Origin of the sequence: Bacillus cereus group sp. MS39, assembly GCF_040448665.1 — a bacterium.
In the GTDB taxonomy this organism is placed as follows: domain Bacteria; phylum Bacillota; class Bacilli; order Bacillales; family Bacillaceae_G; genus Bacillus_A; species Bacillus_A wiedmannii.
Map to the genome: position 1 here is coordinate 1,143,694 of NZ_CP123058.1, position 21,176 is coordinate 1,164,869.

The following is a 21,176-nucleotide window of genomic DNA, read 5'->3' on the forward strand; positions in this document are numbered from 1 at the left end:
GTAGGGATAGATATGAATCTAACAGAAGCTTTACGCCTAATGAAAGATAAAGGATACAAACATACTGGGAAAAGGGAAGAAATGCTCAGGTTATTTGCAGCTCACAATCGTTATTTAACGGCGAAAGACGTTTTAGAGCATATGAAGGATGATTATCCAGGTCTTAGCTTTGATACGATTTATCGTAACTTAACGGTGTTTGCTGAAATCGGTGTTTTAGAACAAACGGAATTAAATGGTGAAAAACATTTTCGTTTTACATGTTCTATTATGGAACATCATCATCATTTTATTTGTTTAGATTGCGGGGGGACGAAAGAGATTACTTCCTGCCCGATGGATTTTATGAATAAAGATTTTAACGGTTATGAAGTAACCGGGCATAAGTTTGAAATATACGGCCGTTGTCCAAAATGTGTAAAATAAGAACTCGTCGGTTACATAACTGACGAGCTTTTTTACGTAAAAAAGAAGGTTGCCCACAAATATTGTGGCAACCTTCTTTTTATTGTTCTTGTGTTTCTTTTTCTTTTTCTTTTTCTTTTTCTCGTTCAGCAGCCATTTCAGCAGCAATTACATCGATTTCTTTTTTCAGTTCTTCTACCATTATTTCTTCTGGTACTTTACGAACAACTTGCCCTTTACGGAATAATAATCCTTCTCCACGTGCACCGGCAATACCGATATCAGCTTCACGAGCTTCACCAGGACCGTTTACAGCGCAACCAAGTACTGCAACTTTAATTGGTACTTTTAGTGTAGAGATGTATTCTTCCACCTCGTTAGCGATGCTAATTAAATCAATTTCAATACGACCACAAGTTGGACAAGAAATAAGTGTTGCTGCATTAGATGCAAGACCGAATGACTTTAATAGTTCACGCGCAACTTTTACTTCTTCAACTGGGTCAGCACTTAATGAAATACGTAGTGTATTTCCGATGCCTTTATTTAAGATTGCGCCAAGACCAGCGGCACTTTTTACAGTTCCGGCAAATAATGTTCCGGATTCTGTAATACCTAAATGTAATGGGTAATCAAAAGCACGAGCAGCTTTTTCGTATGCTTCAATTGCTAAGTTAACATCAGAGGCTTTCATAGATACGATAATATCGTGGAAATCTAAGTCCTCTAAAATTTTAATATGATGTAGGGCACTCTCAACCATACCATCTGCAGTTGGGTATCCGTACTTTTCTAAAATGTGACGTTCTAATGAACCTGCGTTTACACCGATACGAATTGGAATACCGCGTTCTTTTGCCGCATTTACAACAGCTTCTACTTTATGGCGACGACCAATGTTACCTGGATTGATACGTACTTTATCAATGCCGCCTTCAATTGCTTTTAAAGCAAGACGATAATCAAAATGAATATCAGCAACAAGTGGAATGTTGATTTGTTTTTTAATATCAGCAATAGCATTTGCTGCGCGTTCGTCTGGAACAGCAACACGGACAACTTGACAGCCAGCTTCTTCTAAACGTTTAATTTCAGCAACTGTTGCTTCAACATCATGTGTTTTTGTTGTTGTCATACTTTGTATAATTAATTCATTATTACCGCCAATTGTTAAATTACCGACTTTAACTGGACGTGTTTTTGTACGATGAGTCATTTCATTCACGAATAGATCGCTCTCCTTATAAAAGAAGTTTCTTATTTAGTCCCTCATATCAATGAAAGTATACGTGATACAGGGCTATAGAAACCGAAGTGCTCGGTTTCACTTTTACTATTGTATCAGCGCCTTTATGTAATTGACAAGGATTAAGTGATTGCTCATTGATATAACGGGAATTTATAAGACTTTCCAATTTGTATTTTTGTAGCAGATGTACTTTTGTTTAGTTGTTTAAAGTCATCAATCACCTTTTCAATGGAAGGGATTTTTTTCTTATTAATTTGTTCGGTAATAGAAAGAACTGTCTCACCTGTTTTGACTTCAATTGTTTTATAAGTTACATCTGTTTCTTTTTCTGCTTTGTTCTCTTTATTTTGTTTTGTATCTGTATTTTCTTGCTTTATCGTTTGGGCCGCAGTTGTTTTTTTATATGAACTTAACATCGGTAAAGTGCCGATTTTTATATCGTAATAAAATATATAACCAAGAACAAGCACGAATAAGAATATACCTAATCTTTTCATATTCTTCACTCCTTTGCTAGGAATATATGCTTGTCCAAAAAAAAAATGCCTATTTAGGCATTTTTTCGTTTTTATTTTTCTTTCGGTTTTGGAACTTCTTTAATCGTTAAGTAAAGAACAATTAAAACAACTGCGATATAAATAAATGTTGAACCAGGTACAACGATTTTGAATAGATCCATAATCATAAAGAAGATTGTTGGGATTGTGTAGCTGTATGCAGTTAACGTCCATACTTGCTTATAAGATAATTTACGTTGACCACTCATAGCAGAACCTATAAACGCAAGTAAAGTAATTCCTAAGAAAGTAATAAACAATTGGAATAGGTATACTAACACGCCGATAACGGCTAGTAAAATTGGATAAATACTATCGAATACAGAAATGAAATCTTGTAAATCTTTCTTCTCAAGAGATGTCCCTAATAAATCATTATAGGAGTATGTTTGTGTTTGACCATTTCCTATAGAAACTACTTTATCTTTTAAAATAAATAAACCAGTTTTGTTTTTATATGTTTCTATATCTGTTGTATTGGGATCAAATACGAAAAGAGCATCTCCTTCTTCCTTTTGAATAGGTTGTTCAATATCTGCTTTTAGTTCACCGTTTTCGATTTTAAAATCAGGTAAATCTTTTTCAATCGCTTGATTTACCATGCTGACACTATCTTGGATAAAGCTGCCGTAAAAGAATGTTCTTGGAATAGTAGTGATTAGACAAAGTAGCATAATATACAAAATGGTTTTTCCGATTTTTTGAAAACGGAATAGCGCCATATCTTTAGGCGAATATACGCTTTTTGCTAATTGGGTAAATATGGACATAGATTCACTTCCTTTATGTATGTATAAAATCATTGTAACGTAGGAATCTAGAGAATCTCAAGATATATTATATTTACATATAGTGGAGATAACTAAATTTCTTTTTATTAATTTTCTTCTTTTATATGAGAAAAATACAATTGACACTTTTCTTTGCCATATGGTAAATTTATCTTACATTTCTTAAAGGATATATCCGATAGGAATTCCTTTATTTGATATGTTGTTACATACATAATTGTGGACCCTTAGCTCAGCTGGTTAGAGCAGACGGCTCATAACCGTCCGGTCGTAGGTTCGAGTCCTACAGGGTCCATATCCATTTCGCATGTTTATTATGTCAGTGGGAAGCTTCCTTGTAGAAGGGAGCTTTTTTTACGGAATATATGAGCATTTTAATTGAAAAGAAGTGGGATTTTTGCTACGTTAATGATAGCAAGACAATGTGATTTATTTGTTTGCACCCTATGGCAATTAGGGTAGAATGAAGTTGTATGTCACTTAAGTGGCAATACATAAACTGGGAGGAATATAACAATGGCAAAACACGAATTACCAAATTTACCTTATGCGTATGATGCTTTAGAGCCTCACTTTGACAAAGAAACAATGAACATCCATCATACAAAACATCATAACACTTACATTACAAACTTAAACGCTGCTTTAGAAGGTCATGCAGAATTAGCTGACAAAAGCGTAGAAGAATTAGTTGCAAACTTAAACGAAGTACCAGAAGCAATCCGTACAGCAGTACGTAACAATGGTGGCGGACATGCTAACCATACATTCTTCTGGACAATCTTATCTCCAAACGGCGGCGGACAACCAGTAGGCGAACTTGCAACTGCAATTGAAGCGAAATTCGGTAGCTTCGATGCATTCAAAGAAGAATTCGCAAAAGCTGGCGCAACTCGTTTCGGTTCTGGTTGGGCTTGGTTAGTAGTAAACAATGGTGAGTTAGAAGTAACAAGCACGCCAAACCAAGATTCTCCTCTAACTGAAGGTAAAACTCCAGTTGTAGGTTTAGATGTTTGGGAACATGCTTACTACCTAAATTACCAAAACCGTCGTCCTGACTACATCGGTGCATTCTGGAACGTTGTAGATTGGAACGCTGCTGAAAAACGTTACCAAGAAGCAAAATAATTGTAATAACGATAGAAAAAGCTAGGAGAATGCTCCTAGCTTTTTTCTATGCTTTCCTTTTACATAATTGGGCTTGTCTTTGGAAGACTAGAACATGAAGTAAAGGAGAGTTGTGTATGAAGTGGAAACATATAATTGGTGACGTTGAAGTGAATCGGGATTTAGTGTTGTTGCTCCTTATTGGAGGTTTATACACGCTCGCAATTTCTTTATCGAATACGTTTGTTAACATTTATTTATGGAAACAAACACAAAATTATGTGAATCTTGGCCTGTATAATTTGGCCAGCGTTGTATTACAGCCTCTCACATTTCTTATAGGTGGGAAATTAGCGAAGCGTATTGATCGCTCAATCTTGTTACGAATAGGCGTAGGCACGTTAGCTATTTTTTTTATCGTTGTTTTAGTAGCGGGAAAAAGCGCTTCTCACTATATTTTATTAATGGGGGCTCTTTTAGGAGTCGGATATGGTTTTTACTGGCTCGCGTTTAACTTATTAACATTTGAGATTACAGAACCAGAAACAAGAGATTTCTTTAATGGGTTTCTTGGACTTCTTACATCCTTCTCTGGCATGATTGGACCGATAGCAGCTGGATACACAATTTCACGTATGGAAAAATGGAGTGGCTATACGGTCATATTCTTTCTTTCGTTAGTGTTATTTGCAATTGCTGTTATTTTAAGCTTTTTTGTATCTAAGAGAGAATGTGAAGGACGGTATGAAATTGTACAAGTATTGAAAGAGCGGCAGATTGATAAAAATTGGGGAAGAATTACACGTGCTCATTTTTTCCAAGGGTTGAGAGAGGGAACGTTTATTTTTGTGATTTCCGTGTACGTGTATTTAGCGACGGATAGCGAACTCGCCTTAGGAAAATATAGCTTAGTAAATTCTGCTGTATCATTTGTATGTTACTACTTAGTCACTCGTATGTTAAAGAAAGAGTGGCGGAAAAAAGCAATTTTGCTTGGAGGCATTATTTTATATGCTGTCGTATTTTTAGTTATATTCAACGTTACATACGCAAAATTACTTATTTATGCAGCGTGTATTGCGGTTGCATACCCTATTTTGCTTGTTCCGTACGGGTCCATGACATATGATGTAATTGGCAGAGCGAAAAATGCGAGAGAGTGGCGTGTAGAGTATGTAGTTGTCCGAGAATTATGGTTAAATGCAGGAAGAATTTGCTCGATTTTAAGTTTTTTATGTGCTGTACTATTCTTTCCGCCCGAAAAAAGTTTACCTTACTTATTATGTATTTTAGGTGCAGGACATTTTCTTATTTATTTTGCAGTTAAAAATGTCAAATATGATGAGGGAAATGCAAGTAAAACAAGTGTTGTAACGCAAGCAAATGCGCAGAATCAAACAGAACCAGAAGGTTAACTTCTCGGTTGTTTTATGCTAGAATAGAAAAAGATGTAAGACAGCAGTGAGGACACCTGTATGAAGGTGTCCCTTTCACATTACATAGCTGTTGGTAGAGGGGGTTTGTATGAGCAAGAAGCAGAAACAACAAAAGAAAAAGACTCACGTTCCTTTTCGGTTAAACGTGCTGTTTTTCTGCGTGTTTTTAATGTTCTCCGCGGTTATTGTAAGGCTAGGATATGTACAAATTGTTCGCGGTGAGGAATATAAGAATGAAGTGGAGAGGAAAGAGAACTCGACGATAAGTAATCCTGTGCCACGTGGGAAAATATTTGACCGTTATGGGCGAGCTGTAGTAGATAATGCAGCTGTACGTACGATTACATTTACAAAAATGAAAGGGTCAACTGCAGAGGCTCGCTTAGAAACAGCGAAAAAGCTGGCAGATTTGATTGAAGTACCGACAGATAAATTAACAGATCGTGATAAAAAAGATTATTGGCTTGCTATTCATAAAGAGGAAGCGAAAGAAAAAATTACGAATAAAGATCGTCAAGAGTTTAAAGATAAAAAAATTGACGATAAAGAATTAGATGAGCGTCAACGAAATCGCGTGACAGAAGAAGAAGTGAATCAATTATCCGCAAAAGATTTAGAAATACTAGCGATTAAAAGCAAAATGGACGGCGGATATGCGATGACGCCACAAGTCATTAAAAAGGATGCTACAGAAGAAGAATATGCGATTATTAGTGAAAATCTAGCAGCATTACCGGGTGTAGATACGAATGTTGATTGGGATCGGAAATATGTTTATGATGATTTATTCCGAAGTGTACTTGGCGGGGTGTCAACGTCTGATGAAGGTTTACCGAGAGAAAGACTAGATTACTATCTTGTTCGTGATTATAATCGAAATGAACGAGTAGGAAAAAGTTATCTTGAACAGCAATATGAAGATAGCCTACATGGTACGAAAGCGGAAGTGAAAAATATTACAGATAAAAATGGTAATATTTTAGAAACGATTAATGTATCAAAAGGGCAAAGTGGTAATGATCTGAATTTAACAATTGATATGGAATTACAAAAGCGTGTAGAAGAAATTATCACTAAAAGTTTATTGAAATATAAAGGTGGGCAACCACTTTTAGATCGTGCATTCGTTGTAATGATGAATCCGAAAAATGGTGAAGTTTTATCTATGGCAGGGAAACAGTTAGTGAATGAAAATGGTGAAACGAAAGTACAAGATTTCGCATTAGGAACAATGACAAGTTCTTATCCGATGGGATCGACTGTAAAAGGCGCTACAATACTTACTGGATATCAAACAGGCGCTATTCAACCAGGTTCGGTTCAACTTGATGAACCAATTGTATTAAAAGGACCGCTAAAAAAATCGTCTTGGAAGACGATGGGATATATTAATGACCTTACAGCGTTAAAAATGTCTTCAAACGTTTATATGTTTAAAACAGCGATGAATATTGCTGGTGTTCCCTATGTACGAGGCGGTACGTTAGATATAAAACAAAAATCATATGATACGATGCGTTACTATTTCGGTCAATTTGGACTTGGTGTAAAAACTGGCATTGATTTACCGAATGAAACGGCTGGACAAAGAGGTAGAACAGATCATATGCCAGGTTTCTTATTGGATTTATCAATTGGACAGTATGATACGTATACACCACTTCAATTAGCACAATATGTTTCAACAATTGCAAATGGTGGTTACCGTATGCAACCGCAAGTTGTAAAAGAAATTCGTCAACCGGCAGTGAAACAAGATGAAGTTGGAAAAGTGGTTCATTCAATGGAACCGAAAGTACTAAACCGTGTAGATATGCCTGAATCACAAATTAAACGTGTTCAAGAAGGATTTAGACAAGTATTTAACGATACTGGTGGTACAGCTACGAAATACTTTACAGGTGCACCATATAAAGCTGCTGGTAAAACAGGTACAGCTCAAACTGTGTATGGCGGAGATAAAGAGATTGGTAGAAATGCAAAAGGTGAGCGCAAAGAGACATATAACTTAACGTTAGTAGGTTATGCGCCATTTGAAGACCCTGAAGTAGCATTTTCTGTTGTTGTACCTTGGGTAGATGATAAATCAGGTATTAATGGATATATTAGCCGTGACATTATGGACGCGTACTTTGATTTGAAAAAGGTAGAAAATGGCGAAGCTACAAAAGATGAAATAGATAAGAAAAATAAAGAGCAAGATGATGAATAAAAAAGTTGTAAAAAAAGCACACTATCTGAAAAGATAGTGTGCTTTTTTTTATGGTTCATGCATACGTTTTAATAAAGTGGACAAGCATATCATATCGGGAAATTAAGGGACCTCGCAAATGATACGTATGCATTTCCCTATGGAGGATAAGGATTTTATGGACCAATCATTAGTGAAGATGAATGGTGGCTACGGATTAGAATTTCACCTAATGTTGATTCTTGTGGAACTTTACAAAACTTTTACAAACAATTAAAACCGAATTAATAGTTTAGCAGTATTCTTATATCTGTAATCCTGTTATTTCCGGTTACTTCTAGGAGGAAGAACACGTGAAATGGATAAGTGCATCGATTAAAGTTTTCATATTGTCGACATGTTTCTTTTATGTTGGCACGTCTACTGCATTTGCTGTGAATGAAATGGGAGAAGTGAGAGTTGATGGATCCTCAACAGTTTTTCCTATTATAGAAGCGGTAGCGGAGGAATATACAAAGGTGCATCCAAACGTGAAAATTTCCATCAGTGTTTCTGGAACAGGAGGAGGATTTAATCGTTTCAGTAAAGGAGAAGTAGATATAAATAATGCTTCGAGAGCAATGAAACAAGTGGAAGAAAATGAGATGAAAAAAAACTCCATTCAGTTTACACCGTTTGAAGTCGCTTACGATGGCCTTACGATCGTTGTGAGTCGCCAAAATACTTGGGTAGACAATATGACGGTAGACGAGTTACGTCTATTATGGAGTGAAGATGGAAGCGAAAAGCGATGGTCACAAATTCATTCATCATGGCCACGTGAACAGGTGAAGTTTTATGCGCCAGGTGTAGACTCTGGTACGTATGATTATTTTCAAAATGTCATCTTACAAAATAGTCGCATTGTAAAAAAAGTCTCTTTGTCTGAAGATGATCAAGTTATTATGCAAGGGGTAATGAATGATAAAAATGCCATTGCTTTTGTAGGATATGCTTATTATATGGCCAATCGAGATAAGGCGAGAGCAATAAAAGTGAATGGTGTACTTCCGACGAAAGATACCATTCAATCAGGTAAGTATAAGCCATTATCTAGGCCGTTATTTGCTTATGTAAATGATGCATCTATCCGAAATAAAATGAATGTAGCAAATTATATTGAGTTTATGATTCAGCATGTAGGTAATCTTGCTGAAGAGGTTGGATATGTAAAATTACCAAAAGAAAAATACAATGAACAGCTGCGGATGTTAACAGAAATAAAAAGGTAATGTCAGGGTGGAAAGGGGTTTTCATCTTTGGCTCATAATGACAAAAGTCAAATTACATTTTCTGTACAACATTTGATTGAAAGAAATACAAAACAAAGAAAAAAAACGCAGCGAATCAATCGAATCGTTCCATTATTACTAAAAATAATTGCTAGCGTGTCTATTGTAACGACACTTGGAATTATTTTTACATTGGCAAATGAAACATTGATGTTTTTTCAAAAAATACCATTACACTCCTTTTTGACGGGAAAAGAATGGTTACCTTTTTTTGAAGATCCTAAATTCGGTATATTACCACTTATATGTGGAACGTTCCTTGTAACAGCAATTGCCATGTTCGTAGCAATTCCTATCGGTTTAGCGTGTGCTGTATTTTTAAGCGAATATGCTTCAAACGGTGCAAGGAAAGTATTAAAACCGATGTTAGAACTATTAGCAGGTATTCCGACAATTGTATATGGTTTTTTTGCATTAACAGTTGTCACACCACTTTTACAACGGATTATACCAGATTTACAGTTTTTTAATGCGATTAGTCCAGGTATTGTTATTGGCTTTATGATGATACCTACAATTGCATCTCTATCTGAAGACGCGATGAGAGCTGTAGCGAAAGGAACGAAAGAAGCTTCGTTAGCACTTGGAGCAACTCGGTTTGAGATGGTAAAACAAGTCGTGTTTCCTTCGGCTTTTACAGGGATTATGGCAGCGATCATATTAGCTGTTTCCAGGGCAATTGGTGAAACGATGATCGTTGTAATTGCAGCGGGATCTACACCGAATGTATCGCTCGATCCGACACACTCTATTCAAACGCTAACAGCCTATATTGTGCAAGTGAGTTTAGGTGATGCTCCGCACGGAACAATTACGTATTACAGCATGTATGCTGTAGGCGCAACTTTATTCTTATTTACTTTTATCATGAACATCATTTCGCAGTCTATTATGCGCCGCTTTAGGAGGGTGACATAATATGCGAATGTTGGATCATAAAAAAATACAAGAGAATATGGCATCACGCTTTTTAAAAGACCGAGTTTACAAATTGTTATTTTATATAGCAATTTTGTTTTCAATAGTAATACTGCTTATTTTACTTTTTCAAATTTTTGAAAAAGGTATAAGTTACCTTTCGTTAGATTTCTTTACAAACTTCGCTTCGCGTAATCCGAAAGAAGCTGGGATTGCTGCAGCTTTGTCAGGAACAATATTATTTATGAGTATTGTTATACCAGTCTCCTTTATATTTGGAGTTGGAACTGCTCTTTATTTGGAGCAATATGCGAAGGAATCTATATTTAAAAAGGTAATAGAAATTAATAATCAAACGTTAGCAGGAGTACCTTCCGTTGTATTTGGATTACTCGGCTTAACTATTTTTGTATATGCTCTTCATTTAGGTGAGAGTATTATTGCGGCGGCACTGACGATGAGTTTACTCGTTTTACCGACAGTTGTTGTAGCGAGTCAAGAAGCGATACGATCTGTACCAAGTTCATTATTAGAAGCCTCTTACGGATTAGGTGCTACGAAGTGGCAAACGATGTATCAAATTGTATTGCCATCTGCTTTCCCAGGAATTATAACGGGTTGTACGTTAGCGATATCAAGGGCGATTGGAGAAGCGGCACCGCTATTAGTTATCGGGGCACTTGCATTTGCAAATTATGTTCCATTTAGTATGTTTGATAGATTTACAGTTTTACCAATTCAAATTTTTAATTGGATGAGTAGACCGCAAGAAGAATTTCAGTATGTAGCAGCTGCTGGGATGATTGTTTTGTTAGGTTTATTACTCTTTATCAATATATTTGTCTTATGGTTACGAAATCGAAAATAAGTTGGAAATGGATGAAAGGGGAATTCAAATGGTAGCAACAGTAGTAAATGTACAGGTGAAAAACGAGGAGAAAATCGAGACTGCACCAAAGAAAGTAGTATTTGATACGAAAAACTTAAATTTATGGTACGGAGAAGACCATGCTTTAAAAGATATTAACTTAAGCATTCATGAGAATGAAGTTACAGCAATTATCGGTCCAAGTGGTTGTGGTAAATCAACGTACTTAAAAACATTAAATCGTATGGTAGAGTTAGTACCAATCGTGCGAACTACAGGTGTAATTGAATACAGAGAGCGCAATATATTTGAAAAATCATACCCAGTTGAAGAATTAAGAACTCATGTGGGAATGGTGTTCCAAAAGCCAAACCCATTTCCGAAATCTATTTATGAAAATGTAGCATATGGCCCGAAAATTCATGGTATTCGTGATAAAAAAACATTGGATGAAATTGTTGAAAAAAGTTTACGTGGAGCAGCGATTTGGGATGAGTTAAAAGATCGTTTGCATGATAATGCATACGGTTTATCTGGTGGACAGCAACAGCGTCTATGTATCGCACGTTGTTTAGCAATTGAACCAGACGTTATTTTAATGGATGAGCCAACATCGGCACTAGATCCAATTTCAACATTAAAAGTAGAAGAATTAATTCAAGAGTTAAAGAAAGACTTTAGTATTGTGATCGTAACGCATAACATGCAACAAGCGGCACGTATTTCAGATAAAACTGCTTTCTTCTTAAGTGGAGAAGTTGTGGAGTATACAGATACAAATAAATTATTTACGACACCTTCAGATAAGCGTACAGAAGATTATATTACAGGCCGATTCGGTTGATATCGTTGCAAGGATAAGAGTAAATACCCTCTTAACAGAGGGTATTTCTTATTTTTACCTCATTTAATTAGAGAAGTAATACTTCTCCTATCTTAAGGCTTATTACAAGTAGGCTAGGTAGGAGATCTATATATAATGGCACATAATATTGAGGGGGAAGAAACGATGGTAAGAGAACAGTTTCAATGTGATTTAAAAATGTTACAGCAAAAGGTGATTGAGCTTGGAGAGCTAGCGAGGGAAGCTTTATTGCTTGCTATGGAAGGTCTTCATAAAAGGGATGTAGAGAAAGCGTTAGAGGTAATAGATGGTGATTATCGTATGGATAATTTAGAAGAGGAAATAAATGACCTTGCGCTTATGCTTATTACGAAGCAGCAACCTGTAGCAAGTGATTTAAGAAGGATTTTCATTTCAATTAAAACAGCGACAGATTTAGAGCGTATTGCAGATCATGCTGTTAATATTGCGAAATCAACAATTCGTCTCGGGGAAAAAGAGGTGGTTGTGAGTTTGCACAATCTTGATGAAATGTTTGCAATTGCAAATAAGATGCTACAGTTAGCGCTAGAAGCATATGAGCAAGAAAATTTAACTTTTGCGAAACAAATTGCCGAAATGGATGATTCAGTTGATGAAATATATGGGAAAGCGATTCGTGAATTTATATCTTCAGTTCCAGAACAACCAGAAGCAATTACACAAATTACACAATTATCCTTTGTGGCGAGATATATCGAGCGTGTAGCAGATCATATTACAAATATTGCTGAAAATATTTTTTATTTAGTAAAAGGAAAGCATTACTTATTAAATGAATAAAGAAAAAGGCAGGTGAAACATCACCTGCTTTTTTTAGTCAAAACATGACAAAAAAAGCTCGTTGTTTCCTTTAGTTTATGATGATAAGATGTATCATAATATAATGGAAAAAATAGGACATATATGTTGTTCACTTATTAAGGGATATTTTACTAAGTTAATGGTAAGCGCTTTCTTTTGTGGTGTTGAAAAGGTACATGTATATAGACAGTTTTACCGCCTGTAAAAGCCCGAGTGGTCAGGGCTAATAATCAGTGGGAGATGCACAAAATCCCTACTAATTAAAGTTTCATTTTATACTGCTAGTTAATGCGGGGTAGGTAATATACATATCGTATATGAAGTTACTGATCATTATATAAGTGGAGGCTGAAGTATATGAAGGGGGTTATTTTAGCTGGAGGAAAAGGACGACGCCTTAGACCATTAACATGTAATACTCCAAAGCCGATGTTACCATTATTAGAAAAGCCAGTTTTGGAATACAATATTGAATTATTACGTCAGCATGGTATTCGTGAAATTGCAATTACTGTTCAGTATATGAGTACAGCCATTAAACAATATTTTGGTGACGGTAGCAAATGGGGAGTTAACTTGTACTACTTTGAAGATTCTCCCCCGCTTGGAACCGCAGGGAGTATTAAACAAGCGGAAACATTTTTAGATGAAACGTTTGTTGTGATAAGCGGGGATGCGTTAACTGATTTTCAATTATCAGAAGGAATTATGTTTCATGAACAAAAGAAAAGAATGGTAACTATGTTTGTAAAGGAAGTAGAAAACCCACTCTCATTCGGTTTAGTTGTAATGAACAAAGAACAAGAGGTTACACGATATATAGAAAAACCTAGCTGGAATGAAGTAGTCTCTAATATTGTGAATACAGGTATATATATTATGGAGCCAGAAATTTTTTCTTACATACCGCCCCGAGAGTTTTTTGATTTCAGTCAAGATGTGTTTCCGCTATTGGCAAATAAGAACGCGTTATTTGCATATTTGTCAGAAGGTTATTGGTTAGATATCGGTACATTTGATCAATATCGACAAGCACAATTTGATTTGTTAACGAAAAAATTGCAAGTACCTATTCCTTACACGGAAGTATTGCCGATGGTATGGATGGGGGAAGGTGTGACGATTGGAAAAGGAACGAAAATTCACGGTCCTTCTTTTATTGGAGAAGGAGCAAAGATTGGTGCTGGAGTTGTAATTGAGCCATACTCTATTATCGGGAAAAATAGTGTGGTTTCAAGTTATTCTCATCTTCAAAAAAGTATTGTTTTTGCAAATGCGCACATTGGTCAGTATTGCGAGCTATTAGAAACGACCATAGGAGAGCATACAATGGTGGAAGATGACGTTACACTGTTTCAAAAAAGCATTGTAGCGGATCATTGTCATATAGGGAAAAGTACGGTAATTAAGCAAAAGGGAAAACTATGGCCATATAAGGCGATTGACAGCTATTCAGTAGTAGGATCGGCTGGTGTTCAAGAAAGTGAAAAGAGTGCAGGATGGTTGCAAAAAAGCCGCATTGTAGGAAGAGGTAATGTTGAAATCACTCCTCAATTTATTGTGAAGGTTGCGATGGCGTATGGATCTCTTTTTGCCAAAGGAGAAAGTATATTAATTGGGAGTCAAGAACATATAGAAACGACTTCTTATAAAAATCTCTTTCTTCATGCGATTCATGGTATCGGGATTCATACGATGGAATGCAAAGAAATAAATGAGTCACTTTTTCAGTATAGCATTCAGGATTTACAATGTGCAGGTGGGGTTTTCATTCAAGTGGAAAACGAAAAAGAGGTTGTTATAAAGTTATATGGTAAGGAGGGGGTACAATTAACGTATAAGCAGCAAAAAGCGATAGAACAAGTATATATGTCTGAGTCGTTTTATTACGTATGTGAGAAAGAAATGGGGCGGAATAAGCTAGTCCACGTTTCTTTACATGATTATATAGAGGCTGTATTAGAGCGCGTTGATATTGAGAAAATACAAAAACAAAAGTTTCATCTTCTTATTAATAAGAGGAATGATATGTTACAACATTTACTGATGCTCTTTTTACAAAGGCTCGGATGCACAGTTACATGGATTTATGCGGGCGAACAAAAGGATCATGTGAAAGCTTTGATGAAATCAAGCAAAGCAAATATGGCACTTATGTTTTCAGAGCAAGGAAATTATTTCGAGTTATATGATAATCATAGTAATATTTACCAAGGAACAGATTTTGAAGAGGTAGATATTCCAGATTTATTACTTGAATCAGCAGGAAATATTTACCCGATGTCTTTGAAATTAGGAGAATGTTACCTTCTATTTTATACGCAGGATGAAAAAAAGTCGTTTCAAGCGAGATGGAAGCGAGATATTTTATATCGAATTGGAAAATTATTCGAGTTAATAGCATTGCAGGGGAAAACATTTCTCAGCATAGTAGAGCAATCACCGCCGCTTTATCTACTTTGTGATGAAGTTGTATGTTCATGGAATGAAAAAGGAAAAGTAATGAGGAAATTATTGGCTGATATGGAAAGAAAGGAAGAAGGTATATTTGAAGGAGTACAGTTCAAATATACCGAAAAAGAGTGGTCTTATATCGTTTCTGACACAAAACAACCGAAATTTTTAGTGTATTCGCATGCCAGAAACCCAGTAATAGCAAGGGAAAACATGAAAAATCTTATAGAAAAAATTAGACAATATCAAAAGGTGTAGAATTTTTATTTTAAAAGTGGTATTATAGTATAGTCTGATTTAAGTTATTAGTACTGGAGGGAATAAGAATGCGTGTGAATATTACTCTAGCATGTACAGAATGCGGAGATCGTAACTATATCTCAAAGAAAAACAAACGTAACAACGCTGAGCGTATCGAGCTTAAAAAGTATTGCAAGCGTGACAAGAAGTCTACGTTACACCGTGAAACAAAGTAAGCAGTAGGAATATTTTCCTACTGTTTCTTTTTTTATTCGATTCCTCTGTTAAAAGTGATACACTATCATCGTAGAGCAAAGTATCACTGTGAGGGGGAAAGTGTGTGAGAGAAGAGAAAGTACGTTTACGTAAACAAATAATAGAGCACATGAATTCTTTATCAGAAGAACGGTATACAACTTTATCAGAGCAAATTGCATTTTCGTTGTATGCGCAAAAAGAGTGGGCTGAAGCTAAAACAGTTGGAATCACTCTCTCAATGGAAAATGAAGTGAATACATATGCTATTATCGAAAAAGCTTGGGAAGAAGGAAAGAAAGTTGTTGTTCCAAAGTGTAATAAAGAAACACGAACGATGTCTTTCCGGCAAATTAGTAATTTTGATCAATTAGAAATAGTGTATATGAATTTACGTGAACCAATTCCAGCGCGTACGGAAGAAGTGAATGCAAATGACATTGATCTTCAAATCGTGCCAGGTGTAGCTTATACAGAGCGAGGAGAACGGATTGGATATGGCGGTGGGTATTATGATCGTTATCTCTTGCATTATAAAGGGAAAACGCTATCATTAGCTTATAGTTTTCAAATAGTAGAACATATTCCAGTAGAGCCGTTTGATAAAAACGTAGAAAAAATTATTACAGAAAAAGGAACAATGGTTAAAAATGGGCTTGTATAGACAAATAAAAATTGACGAGACTTTTTCTTCTTGATTATAATAAAATATGTGAACGTTTTCTTATTATAATTTTTTATAGTAAGTGAGCATAGAGGGTGATAAAATGGTATCTATTTATGATATTCAGCAATTGCTAAAGAAATTTGGTACGATTATTTATACGGGTGATCGAATTGCAGATTTACAATTAATGCAAGATGAATTGCGTGAATTAAATCAATCACAGTTAATCGATCCACAAGACTATCAAACAGCTTTATTTTTATTGAAGCAAGAAATTCAAAAAGAGCTAAATAAGAATTAGATAAAGGTAGGTAAGCAACATGGAAGAGAAATGGTTAGTTGGGGTTGACCTTGGTGGTACAACAATTAAATTAGCATTTATTAATGTGTACGGTGAAATTTTACATAAGTGGGAAATCCCTACGAATACAAATGAGCAAGGAAAACATATTACGCTTGATGTAGCGAAAGCTATTGATAAAAAGTTAGAAGAGTTAGGTGAATTGAAAAGCAAGTTAATCGGTATTGGTATGGGAGCTCCTGGTCCTGTACACGTGGCGTCTGGAATGATTTATGAAGCGGTCAATTTAGGATGGAAAAACTATCCGTTAAAAGATTTATTAGAAGTAGAAACAGGATTACCTGTTGTTATTGATAATGATGCAAACTTAGCAGCGCTTGGTGAAATGTGGAAAGGTGCTGGTGAAGGAGCAAAAGATTTAATCTGTATGACACTTGGCACTGGTGTTGGTGGTGGTGTAATCGCCAATGGTGAGATTGTACACGGCGTAAGCGGAGCTGCTGGTGAGATTGGACATATTACAGTAGTTACAGAGAATGCTTTCCCATGTAATTGCGGGAAGTCTGGTTGCTTAGAAACTGTAGCATCTGCAACGGGTATTGTGCGTGTTGCTATGCAAAAAATACAAGAGACTAATAAAGAGAGTGTTCTACGTTCTATGTTAGCAGAAGAAGGGCGTATTACATCAAAAGATGTGTTTGAAGCACTTGGACAAGGTGACGAGCTAGCAGGCGAAGTAGTAGAAAAAGTAGCTTCTTATTTAGGGTTAGCTGTAGCGAACCTTGCTAGTACGTTGAACCCAGAGAAAATTGTTATTGGCGGGGGCGTGTCTAAAGCTGGAGATGCACTATTAGAGCCAATTCAACGTTATTTCGAGCAATATGCTTTCTCACGTGCTGTAAAGAGCACAAAGTTAGCGATTGCAATACTTGGTAATGATGCAGGTGTTATCGGAGGAGCTTGGCTTGTAAAAAAGCACAAATACGAAGCGAAGATGGTATAAGTTGTGAAATATGAAAAGAGGAAGGGGAAACCCTTCCTCTTTTTGTGTGAAATCTTGATGAAGAATAACATGTAAATGAATTAAGCTGCTGGTGGGTACCCGTTATATAGAACAGTCATGATCGTAAACCATCCGAAAACGAGTACAGTTGCAATTGCAAAGCCGCCCGCGAATAAGTTTTTTTCGCGAAGAGTTCTAAGCGTAGCGAATACAGCTAACAGAGTGACTAGCGCAAAAATAATAACAAGGCCCATACAATATCCTCCTCTGTCTACCTATTCCTCAATATGAGTTTTTAGAATATTAACTCTTTTATATTGTACATGTTTTAAAAATGATTGTCGAGATAGCATCCTTTCTTTTCCTAAGAGAAAAAAATGTTGTATCATTGAAAGTAAGTTTAATAATTGGAGGAGATTTTCATATGAAATGGATACAAATGCCGTTAGGCCCATTACAAACGAATGCTTATATTTTAACGAATGATCAAAATGAGTGTATTATCTTTGATCCTGGTCACGAAGGAGAGAAGCTCGTTACATATTTACAAGAAGAACAATTAAAGCCACTTGCTGTTTTATTAACACATGCTCATTTTGATCATATTGGTGCTGTTGACGCGGTAAGAGACGCTTTTCATATTCCTGTGTACGTACATAAAGAAGAAGCAGATTGGTTAGGCGATGCAACTGTAAATGGCTCTCAAATTTTTATGATGAATCGCAGTATTACAGCAAAACCAGCAGATCATATTATTAATGCAGAAGGTGCATTAGCAATTGGTTCATTTAATTTTGAGATTTTTGAGACGCCAGGACATTCTCCAGGCAGTATTTCTTATTATTGTAAAGAGGCGAATGCTGTATTTTCTGGTGATGTATTGTTCCAAATGAGCATCGGAAGAACAGATTTACCCGGTGGAAGTTTTGCTGAATTGATTGGAAGTATTGAAGAAAAATTATTTGTATTACCAGATGAAACAGCGGTGCTATGTGGACATGGTCCAGAAACAAGCATTGGTTTTGAAAAAGAAAATAATCCATTTTTACAGTAAGGAGCTAGTATGGAGATGGAGCTCATTTTAAAAGAATGGATGGAGAAAGAGAAGGATTATTCAATTTCATATAGTACGTATATGAACCTCGTATTGTACACAGAGGGACATGGCTATTATATGAAGGAACGTGAAAAAATTGGAAGACAAGGGGATTTTTTTACAAGTAGCAACGTATCCTCTGTTTTTGCAAAAACATTTGCTAAGTTTTTTATTCGTCTTGTTGAAAATGGTGAAGTTGCTCCGAATATTTGTGAGATTGGTGGGGGAACAGGAAGGTTTGCCTATGATGTTTTACAAGAGTGGAAGCAAGTATCTCCAAAAACCTTTATTGATTTAAACTATTCAATGATTGAAATGAGCCCTTTTCATAGAAACTTACAGCAGAAAAATCTTTGTTCGTTTTCTAATGTGTCGTATTATACGTCGCATAGTGAAATGGGAGAATCATTCGAAGGGATTCTTTTTTCGAATGAGTTATTTGATGCATTTCCTGTTGAAGTAATTGAGAAGAGAAATGGAATATTGTATGAAGTACGCATTACGTACACAGAGGAAGGGAAACTCGCAGAAGTATGTAGACCGCTACAGAAAAATATTGGTCGATACTTATTGAAATATAATATTCATCTTGCTGAAGGTCAACGTTTTGAAGTGCCACTTGCGATGGAAGAATATATAGTAGAAATTGCGAAATGGTTTCAACGAGGTGTATGTATTACCGTTGATTATGGATACACAAAAGAAGAATGGATGCAGCCTGCACATCAAGAAGGAAGTTTACGAGGATATTACGAGCATAAGTTAATCCGTAATCCTTTAGAGCATCCAGGTGAAATGGATCTTACTACTCATATTCATTGGGACGAACTGAAAGAGATGTTTAGCCTGCAAGGCATGAATATAGTATGGCATAAGAAGCAATCTGAGTTTTTGTTAGCAGCAGGAATATTAGATCAGCTTACGGGTCACCAAGATCGAAATCCTTTTTCTGAAACTCAAAAACAAAATCGTGCAGTTCGTTCTATGATTTTGAGCGGAGGATTAGGGAGTGCATTTGATGTTGTGATACATACGAAACATATGCAACAGTTACACTTGGATCAGTATTTGAAAATATAAAAAAACAAGACACAGCATATTTCTGTGTCTTGTTTTTTAATACGACTTTTTAATTATGTAGCATCATATATTTCCTCTCATGATATATATTTATATTAAAGATATGAGATAAAAAATATAAAATACGCCCTTTTTCTCTGTTTATGAGCTCTTAACCTAATAATACGCGAACGAGTTGAATAATTGTCTCGTTTTCTACTTTGTAATAAATTTCCAATCCTTTTCTTTCACTTGAAACGATTTTAGCACTTTTTAATTTTGCTAAATGCTGTGAAATTGTAGATTGTGGCATGTTTAAGCCAGTGTACATTGTTGAAACGTTGCTCGGACCACGTTCAATTAATCCTTTTACAATACATAAGCGAACAGGATGAGCAAGTACTTTCAATAATTCTGCATTGCTTTCATATAGTTCTATTTCTTTTTGAAAGGTTTCTAACATGTTCTTTTCCACCTCCGTGTGAGCTGTTATACCATACTATACATACCAAAAAATTAAAGAAAAGGAAACAGTTGTTGCAGAAAAAAAGTCCTAAAGTAAAGAAATTGTAAGAAAAGAGACCCTGATGTAAATAAAGTAGATAAATTTGCATGGTTTTGTAAAATGACATTTTTGGGCGAAAATTTCGATGCGTTTTAAAAATTGAAAGATATAGATATATTTGTAACACAATTTTATCATGATTTTCTTATTCTTTCAAATGAATATACAAAATTTTTAAAATAATAAGAAAAAGGAATTATAATGTTATATATAGAATATAAAACAGGTTAAAAGAAAGGAAGCTGAATATAGTCAGCTTCTTTATGGTGATAACAAAATATTTGAGTATAGCTGATAAATTTTAGAATTACCAAGACATTAGTTATATATTCTAGAGTTCATCTTTTATCAGCTTTAAAAATCTGCGGTTCCATATGTTCTCATAAAAATCAATTGTCTCTTTTGCGGACATAAATGGATTATTTAACGTAGAGGTTGCTTTCTGTACCATGAAGTTTTCGTATTCTAGTCCATGGGAAAATTTAATCGTAGCATCCATACAGTACTCTGTTTGGGCACCACAAAATTCAATACGGTGTACAGATAATTGTTCTAAAATCTCTTTCAAGTTTGTTTTATAAAATGAATTGGCATGTGTTTTTCTTACAAAAAAATCTTGTTCCTGAACATCTAGATCAGCATGAATAGCCCAAAGTTCTTTTTCGGGTACTAAATCATCGTCACAATGTTGAATAAAAATGATTGGTTTATTTGATTTTCTGTATGAAGAAATTCTTTTATTTACTTTTGTAAGTAAATTTTGTAAATCGAATAAATGCTCTTCGCTATAACATACTCCATTTTGTAAATCGATAACGATTAAAACATCTGCACAAGTATCCATTATTTTTGCCCCCTTTTTTACTTCTTAATATATCAATTAATTCATTATTTGGAAATAGATGGTGCTCTTTTGTTTTTTTTATGGACTATACGAAAAGTAAAAAATATACTTAACGGTATAAAAAAGAAGATATGAAAACTTAATTTCATATC

Annotated in this window: 22 protein-coding genes and 1 tRNA gene; 17 read left to right on the top strand and 6 right to left on the bottom strand. The window is 35.4% G+C overall.

Annotated elements, in window-relative coordinates:
* The first annotated feature begins 12 nt into the window (after positions 1–12).
* Complete coding sequence (locus QEP67_RS05955) at positions 13–426, top strand: Fur family transcriptional regulator (RefSeq protein ID WP_002107670.1); 414 nt, start codon at positions 13–15, stop codon at positions 424–426.
* A 79-nt stretch (positions 427–505) separates the two neighbouring features.
* On the opposite strand, the gene ispG is transcribed toward QEP67_RS05955, so the two are convergent.
* The 3 genes from ispG to QEP67_RS05970 all read right to left on the bottom strand — a co-directional run bounded on the left by ispG (position 506) and on the right by QEP67_RS05970 (position 2,981).
* Positions 506–1,621 carry a flavodoxin-dependent (E)-4-hydroxy-3-methylbut-2-enyl-diphosphate synthase gene (gene ispG, locus QEP67_RS05960; RefSeq protein ID WP_131934101.1) on the bottom strand — a complete coding sequence of 372 codons (1,116 nt, stop codon included), beginning with the start codon at positions 1,619–1,621 and terminating at the stop codon, positions 506–508.
* A gap of 164 nt (positions 1,622–1,785) precedes the next feature.
* Positions 1,786–2,151, bottom strand: coding sequence for a protein YqfZ (gene yqfZ / locus QEP67_RS05965; protein ID WP_000825418.1), 366 nt, complete (start codon positions 2,149–2,151; stop codon positions 1,786–1,788).
* A 71-nt stretch (positions 2,152–2,222) separates the two neighbouring features.
* Positions 2,223–2,981, bottom strand: coding sequence for a DUF1189 domain-containing protein (locus QEP67_RS05970; RefSeq protein ID WP_000021901.1), 759 nt, complete (start codon positions 2,979–2,981; stop codon positions 2,223–2,225).
* A 242-nt stretch (positions 2,982–3,223) separates the two neighbouring features.
* Here QEP67_RS05970 and QEP67_RS05975 point away from each other — a divergent pair.
* The 14 genes from QEP67_RS05975 (at position 3,224) to glcK (ending at position 17,460) form a co-directional block, all read left to right on the top strand.
* Positions 3,224–3,297: transfer RNA gene (locus QEP67_RS05975), tRNA-Ile, on the top strand.
* A 221-nt stretch (positions 3,298–3,518) separates the two neighbouring features.
* Positions 3,519–4,130 (top strand): superoxide dismutase [Mn], encoded by a 612-nt coding sequence (sodA, locus tag QEP67_RS05980; protein ID WP_001052034.1) that lies wholly within the window; start codon positions 3,519–3,521, stop codon positions 4,128–4,130.
* Positions 4,131–4,246: 116 nt separating this feature from the next.
* Positions 4,247–5,524: an MFS transporter gene (locus QEP67_RS05985; RefSeq protein ID WP_000871369.1), complete on the top strand. Its 1,278-nt coding sequence runs from the start codon at positions 4,247–4,249 to the stop codon at positions 5,522–5,524.
* 109 nt (positions 5,525–5,633) lie between these two features.
* The gene (locus QEP67_RS05990; protein WP_048565715.1) at positions 5,634–7,757 is read left to right on the top strand and encodes a penicillin-binding protein 2; all 2,124 of its coding nucleotides are present in this window, start codon (positions 5,634–5,636) and stop codon (positions 7,755–7,757) included.
* Between the two features lie 332 nt (positions 7,758–8,089).
* Positions 8,090–9,007, top strand: a complete 918-nt coding sequence (gene phoX / locus QEP67_RS05995; RefSeq protein ID WP_341056830.1) for a phosphate ABC transporter substrate-binding protein PhoX — start codon at positions 8,090–8,092, stop codon at positions 9,005–9,007.
* A 27-nt stretch (positions 9,008–9,034) separates the two neighbouring features.
* Complete coding sequence (gene pstC, locus QEP67_RS06000; RefSeq protein ID WP_000940907.1) at positions 9,035–9,985, top strand: phosphate ABC transporter permease subunit PstC; 951 nt, start codon at positions 9,035–9,037, stop codon at positions 9,983–9,985.
* 1 nt (position 9,986) lies between these two features.
* Positions 9,987–10,853, top strand: coding sequence for a phosphate ABC transporter permease PstA (gene pstA / locus QEP67_RS06005; protein WP_282894544.1), 867 nt, complete (start codon positions 9,987–9,989; stop codon positions 10,851–10,853).
* 28 nt (positions 10,854–10,881) lie between these two features.
* Positions 10,882–11,697 (top strand): phosphate ABC transporter ATP-binding protein, encoded by an 816-nt coding sequence (gene pstB, locus QEP67_RS06010; protein ID WP_000226689.1) that lies wholly within the window; start codon positions 10,882–10,884, stop codon positions 11,695–11,697.
* Positions 11,698–11,862: 165 nt separating this feature from the next.
* Entirely contained in the window at positions 11,863–12,519 is a 657-nt protein-coding gene (gene phoU, locus QEP67_RS06015) for a phosphate signaling complex protein PhoU (RefSeq protein ID WP_033658807.1), read from the top strand.
* A 378-nt stretch (positions 12,520–12,897) separates the two neighbouring features.
* Positions 12,898–15,252, top strand: a complete 2,355-nt coding sequence (locus tag QEP67_RS06020) for a sugar phosphate nucleotidyltransferase (RefSeq protein WP_061672366.1) — start codon at positions 12,898–12,900, stop codon at positions 15,250–15,252.
* Between the two features lie 68 nt (positions 15,253–15,320).
* On the top strand, positions 15,321–15,470 hold the full coding sequence (gene rpmG / locus QEP67_RS06025; RefSeq protein WP_001265616.1) for a 50S ribosomal protein L33: 150 nt from the start codon (positions 15,321–15,323) through the stop codon (positions 15,468–15,470).
* Positions 15,471–15,574: 104 nt separating this feature from the next.
* Positions 15,575–16,153 carry a 5-formyltetrahydrofolate cyclo-ligase gene (locus QEP67_RS06030; protein WP_353706543.1) on the top strand — a complete coding sequence of 193 codons (579 nt, stop codon included), beginning with the start codon at positions 15,575–15,577 and terminating at the stop codon, positions 16,151–16,153.
* A gap of 103 nt (positions 16,154–16,256) precedes the next feature.
* Entirely contained in the window at positions 16,257–16,457 is a 201-nt protein-coding gene (locus QEP67_RS06035) for a YqgQ family protein (protein ID WP_000253699.1), read from the top strand.
* Between the two features lie 19 nt (positions 16,458–16,476).
* Positions 16,477–17,460 (top strand): glucokinase, encoded by a 984-nt coding sequence (gene glcK, locus QEP67_RS06040; protein ID WP_000391711.1) that lies wholly within the window; start codon positions 16,477–16,479, stop codon positions 17,458–17,460.
* A gap of 80 nt (positions 17,461–17,540) precedes the next feature.
* On the opposite strand, the gene QEP67_RS06045 is transcribed toward glcK, so the two are convergent.
* On the bottom strand, positions 17,541–17,714 hold the full coding sequence (locus QEP67_RS06045) for a DUF2759 domain-containing protein (protein WP_000524847.1): 174 nt from the start codon (positions 17,712–17,714) through the stop codon (positions 17,541–17,543).
* A 170-nt stretch (positions 17,715–17,884) separates the two neighbouring features.
* On the opposite strand from QEP67_RS06045, the gene QEP67_RS06050 reads away from it, so the two are divergent.
* Positions 17,885–18,514 carry an MBL fold metallo-hydrolase gene (locus tag QEP67_RS06050; protein ID WP_000871245.1) on the top strand — a complete coding sequence of 210 codons (630 nt, stop codon included), beginning with the start codon at positions 17,885–17,887 and terminating at the stop codon, positions 18,512–18,514.
* Between the two features lie 9 nt (positions 18,515–18,523).
* Positions 18,524–19,636: an SAM-dependent methyltransferase gene (locus QEP67_RS06055; RefSeq protein ID WP_000425117.1), complete on the top strand. Its 1,113-nt coding sequence runs from the start codon at positions 18,524–18,526 to the stop codon at positions 19,634–19,636.
* Between the two features lie 151 nt (positions 19,637–19,787).
* Here the strand turns inward: QEP67_RS06055 and QEP67_RS06060 are convergent, their stop codons facing one another.
* Together QEP67_RS06060 and QEP67_RS06065 are read right to left on the bottom strand one after the other, a co-directional pair.
* Positions 19,788–20,078, bottom strand: coding sequence for a metalloregulator ArsR/SmtB family transcription factor (locus tag QEP67_RS06060; protein ID WP_000894375.1), 291 nt, complete (start codon positions 20,076–20,078; stop codon positions 19,788–19,790).
* Between the two features lie 433 nt (positions 20,079–20,511).
* Positions 20,512–21,024, bottom strand: a complete 513-nt coding sequence (locus tag QEP67_RS06065) for a cysteine hydrolase family protein (protein WP_000379163.1) — start codon at positions 21,022–21,024, stop codon at positions 20,512–20,514.
* Positions 21,025–21,176 lie beyond the last annotated feature (152 nt).

Coding starts and splice junctions, on each gene's coding strand:
- QEP67_RS05970 (WP_000021901.1), bottom strand. CDS start 2,981: ATGTCCATATTTACCCAATTAGCAAAAAGCGTATATTCGCCTAAAGAT.
- sodA (WP_001052034.1), top strand. CDS start 3,519: ATGGCAAAACACGAATTACCAAATTTACCTTATGCGTATGATGCTTTA.
- QEP67_RS05955 (WP_002107670.1), top strand. CDS start 13: ATGAATCTAACAGAAGCTTTACGCCTAATGAAAGATAAAGGATACAAA.
- QEP67_RS06055 (WP_000425117.1), top strand. CDS start 18,524: ATGGAGATGGAGCTCATTTTAAAAGAATGGATGGAGAAAGAGAAGGAT.
- phoU (WP_033658807.1), top strand. CDS start 11,863: ATGGTAAGAGAACAGTTTCAATGTGATTTAAAAATGTTACAGCAAAAG.
- pstB (WP_000226689.1), top strand. CDS start 10,882: ATGGTAGCAACAGTAGTAAATGTACAGGTGAAAAACGAGGAGAAAATC.
- QEP67_RS06035 (WP_000253699.1), top strand. CDS start 16,257: ATGGTATCTATTTATGATATTCAGCAATTGCTAAAGAAATTTGGTACG.
- yqfZ (WP_000825418.1), bottom strand. CDS start 2,151: ATGAAAAGATTAGGTATATTCTTATTCGTGCTTGTTCTTGGTTATATA.
- QEP67_RS05985 (WP_000871369.1), top strand. CDS start 4,247: ATGAAGTGGAAACATATAATTGGTGACGTTGAAGTGAATCGGGATTTA.
- QEP67_RS06050 (WP_000871245.1), top strand. CDS start 17,885: ATGAAATGGATACAAATGCCGTTAGGCCCATTACAAACGAATGCTTAT.
- QEP67_RS06060 (WP_000894375.1), bottom strand. CDS start 20,078: ATGTTAGAAACCTTTCAAAAAGAAATAGAACTATATGAAAGCAATGCA.
- pstA (WP_282894544.1), top strand. CDS start 9,987: ATGCGAATGTTGGATCATAAAAAAATACAAGAGAATATGGCATCACGC.
- rpmG (WP_001265616.1), top strand. CDS start 15,321: ATGCGTGTGAATATTACTCTAGCATGTACAGAATGCGGAGATCGTAAC.
- glcK (WP_000391711.1), top strand. CDS start 16,477: ATGGAAGAGAAATGGTTAGTTGGGGTTGACCTTGGTGGTACAACAATT.
- QEP67_RS06065 (WP_000379163.1), bottom strand. CDS start 21,024: ATGGATACTTGTGCAGATGTTTTAATCGTTATCGATTTACAAAATGGA.
- ispG (WP_131934101.1), bottom strand. CDS start 1,621: ATGACTCATCGTACAAAAACACGTCCAGTTAAAGTCGGTAATTTAACA.
- QEP67_RS06020 (WP_061672366.1), top strand. CDS start 12,898: ATGAAGGGGGTTATTTTAGCTGGAGGAAAAGGACGACGCCTTAGACCA.
- QEP67_RS05990 (WP_048565715.1), top strand. CDS start 5,634: ATGAGCAAGAAGCAGAAACAACAAAAGAAAAAGACTCACGTTCCTTTT.
- QEP67_RS06045 (WP_000524847.1), bottom strand. CDS start 17,714: ATGGGCCTTGTTATTATTTTTGCGCTAGTCACTCTGTTAGCTGTATTC.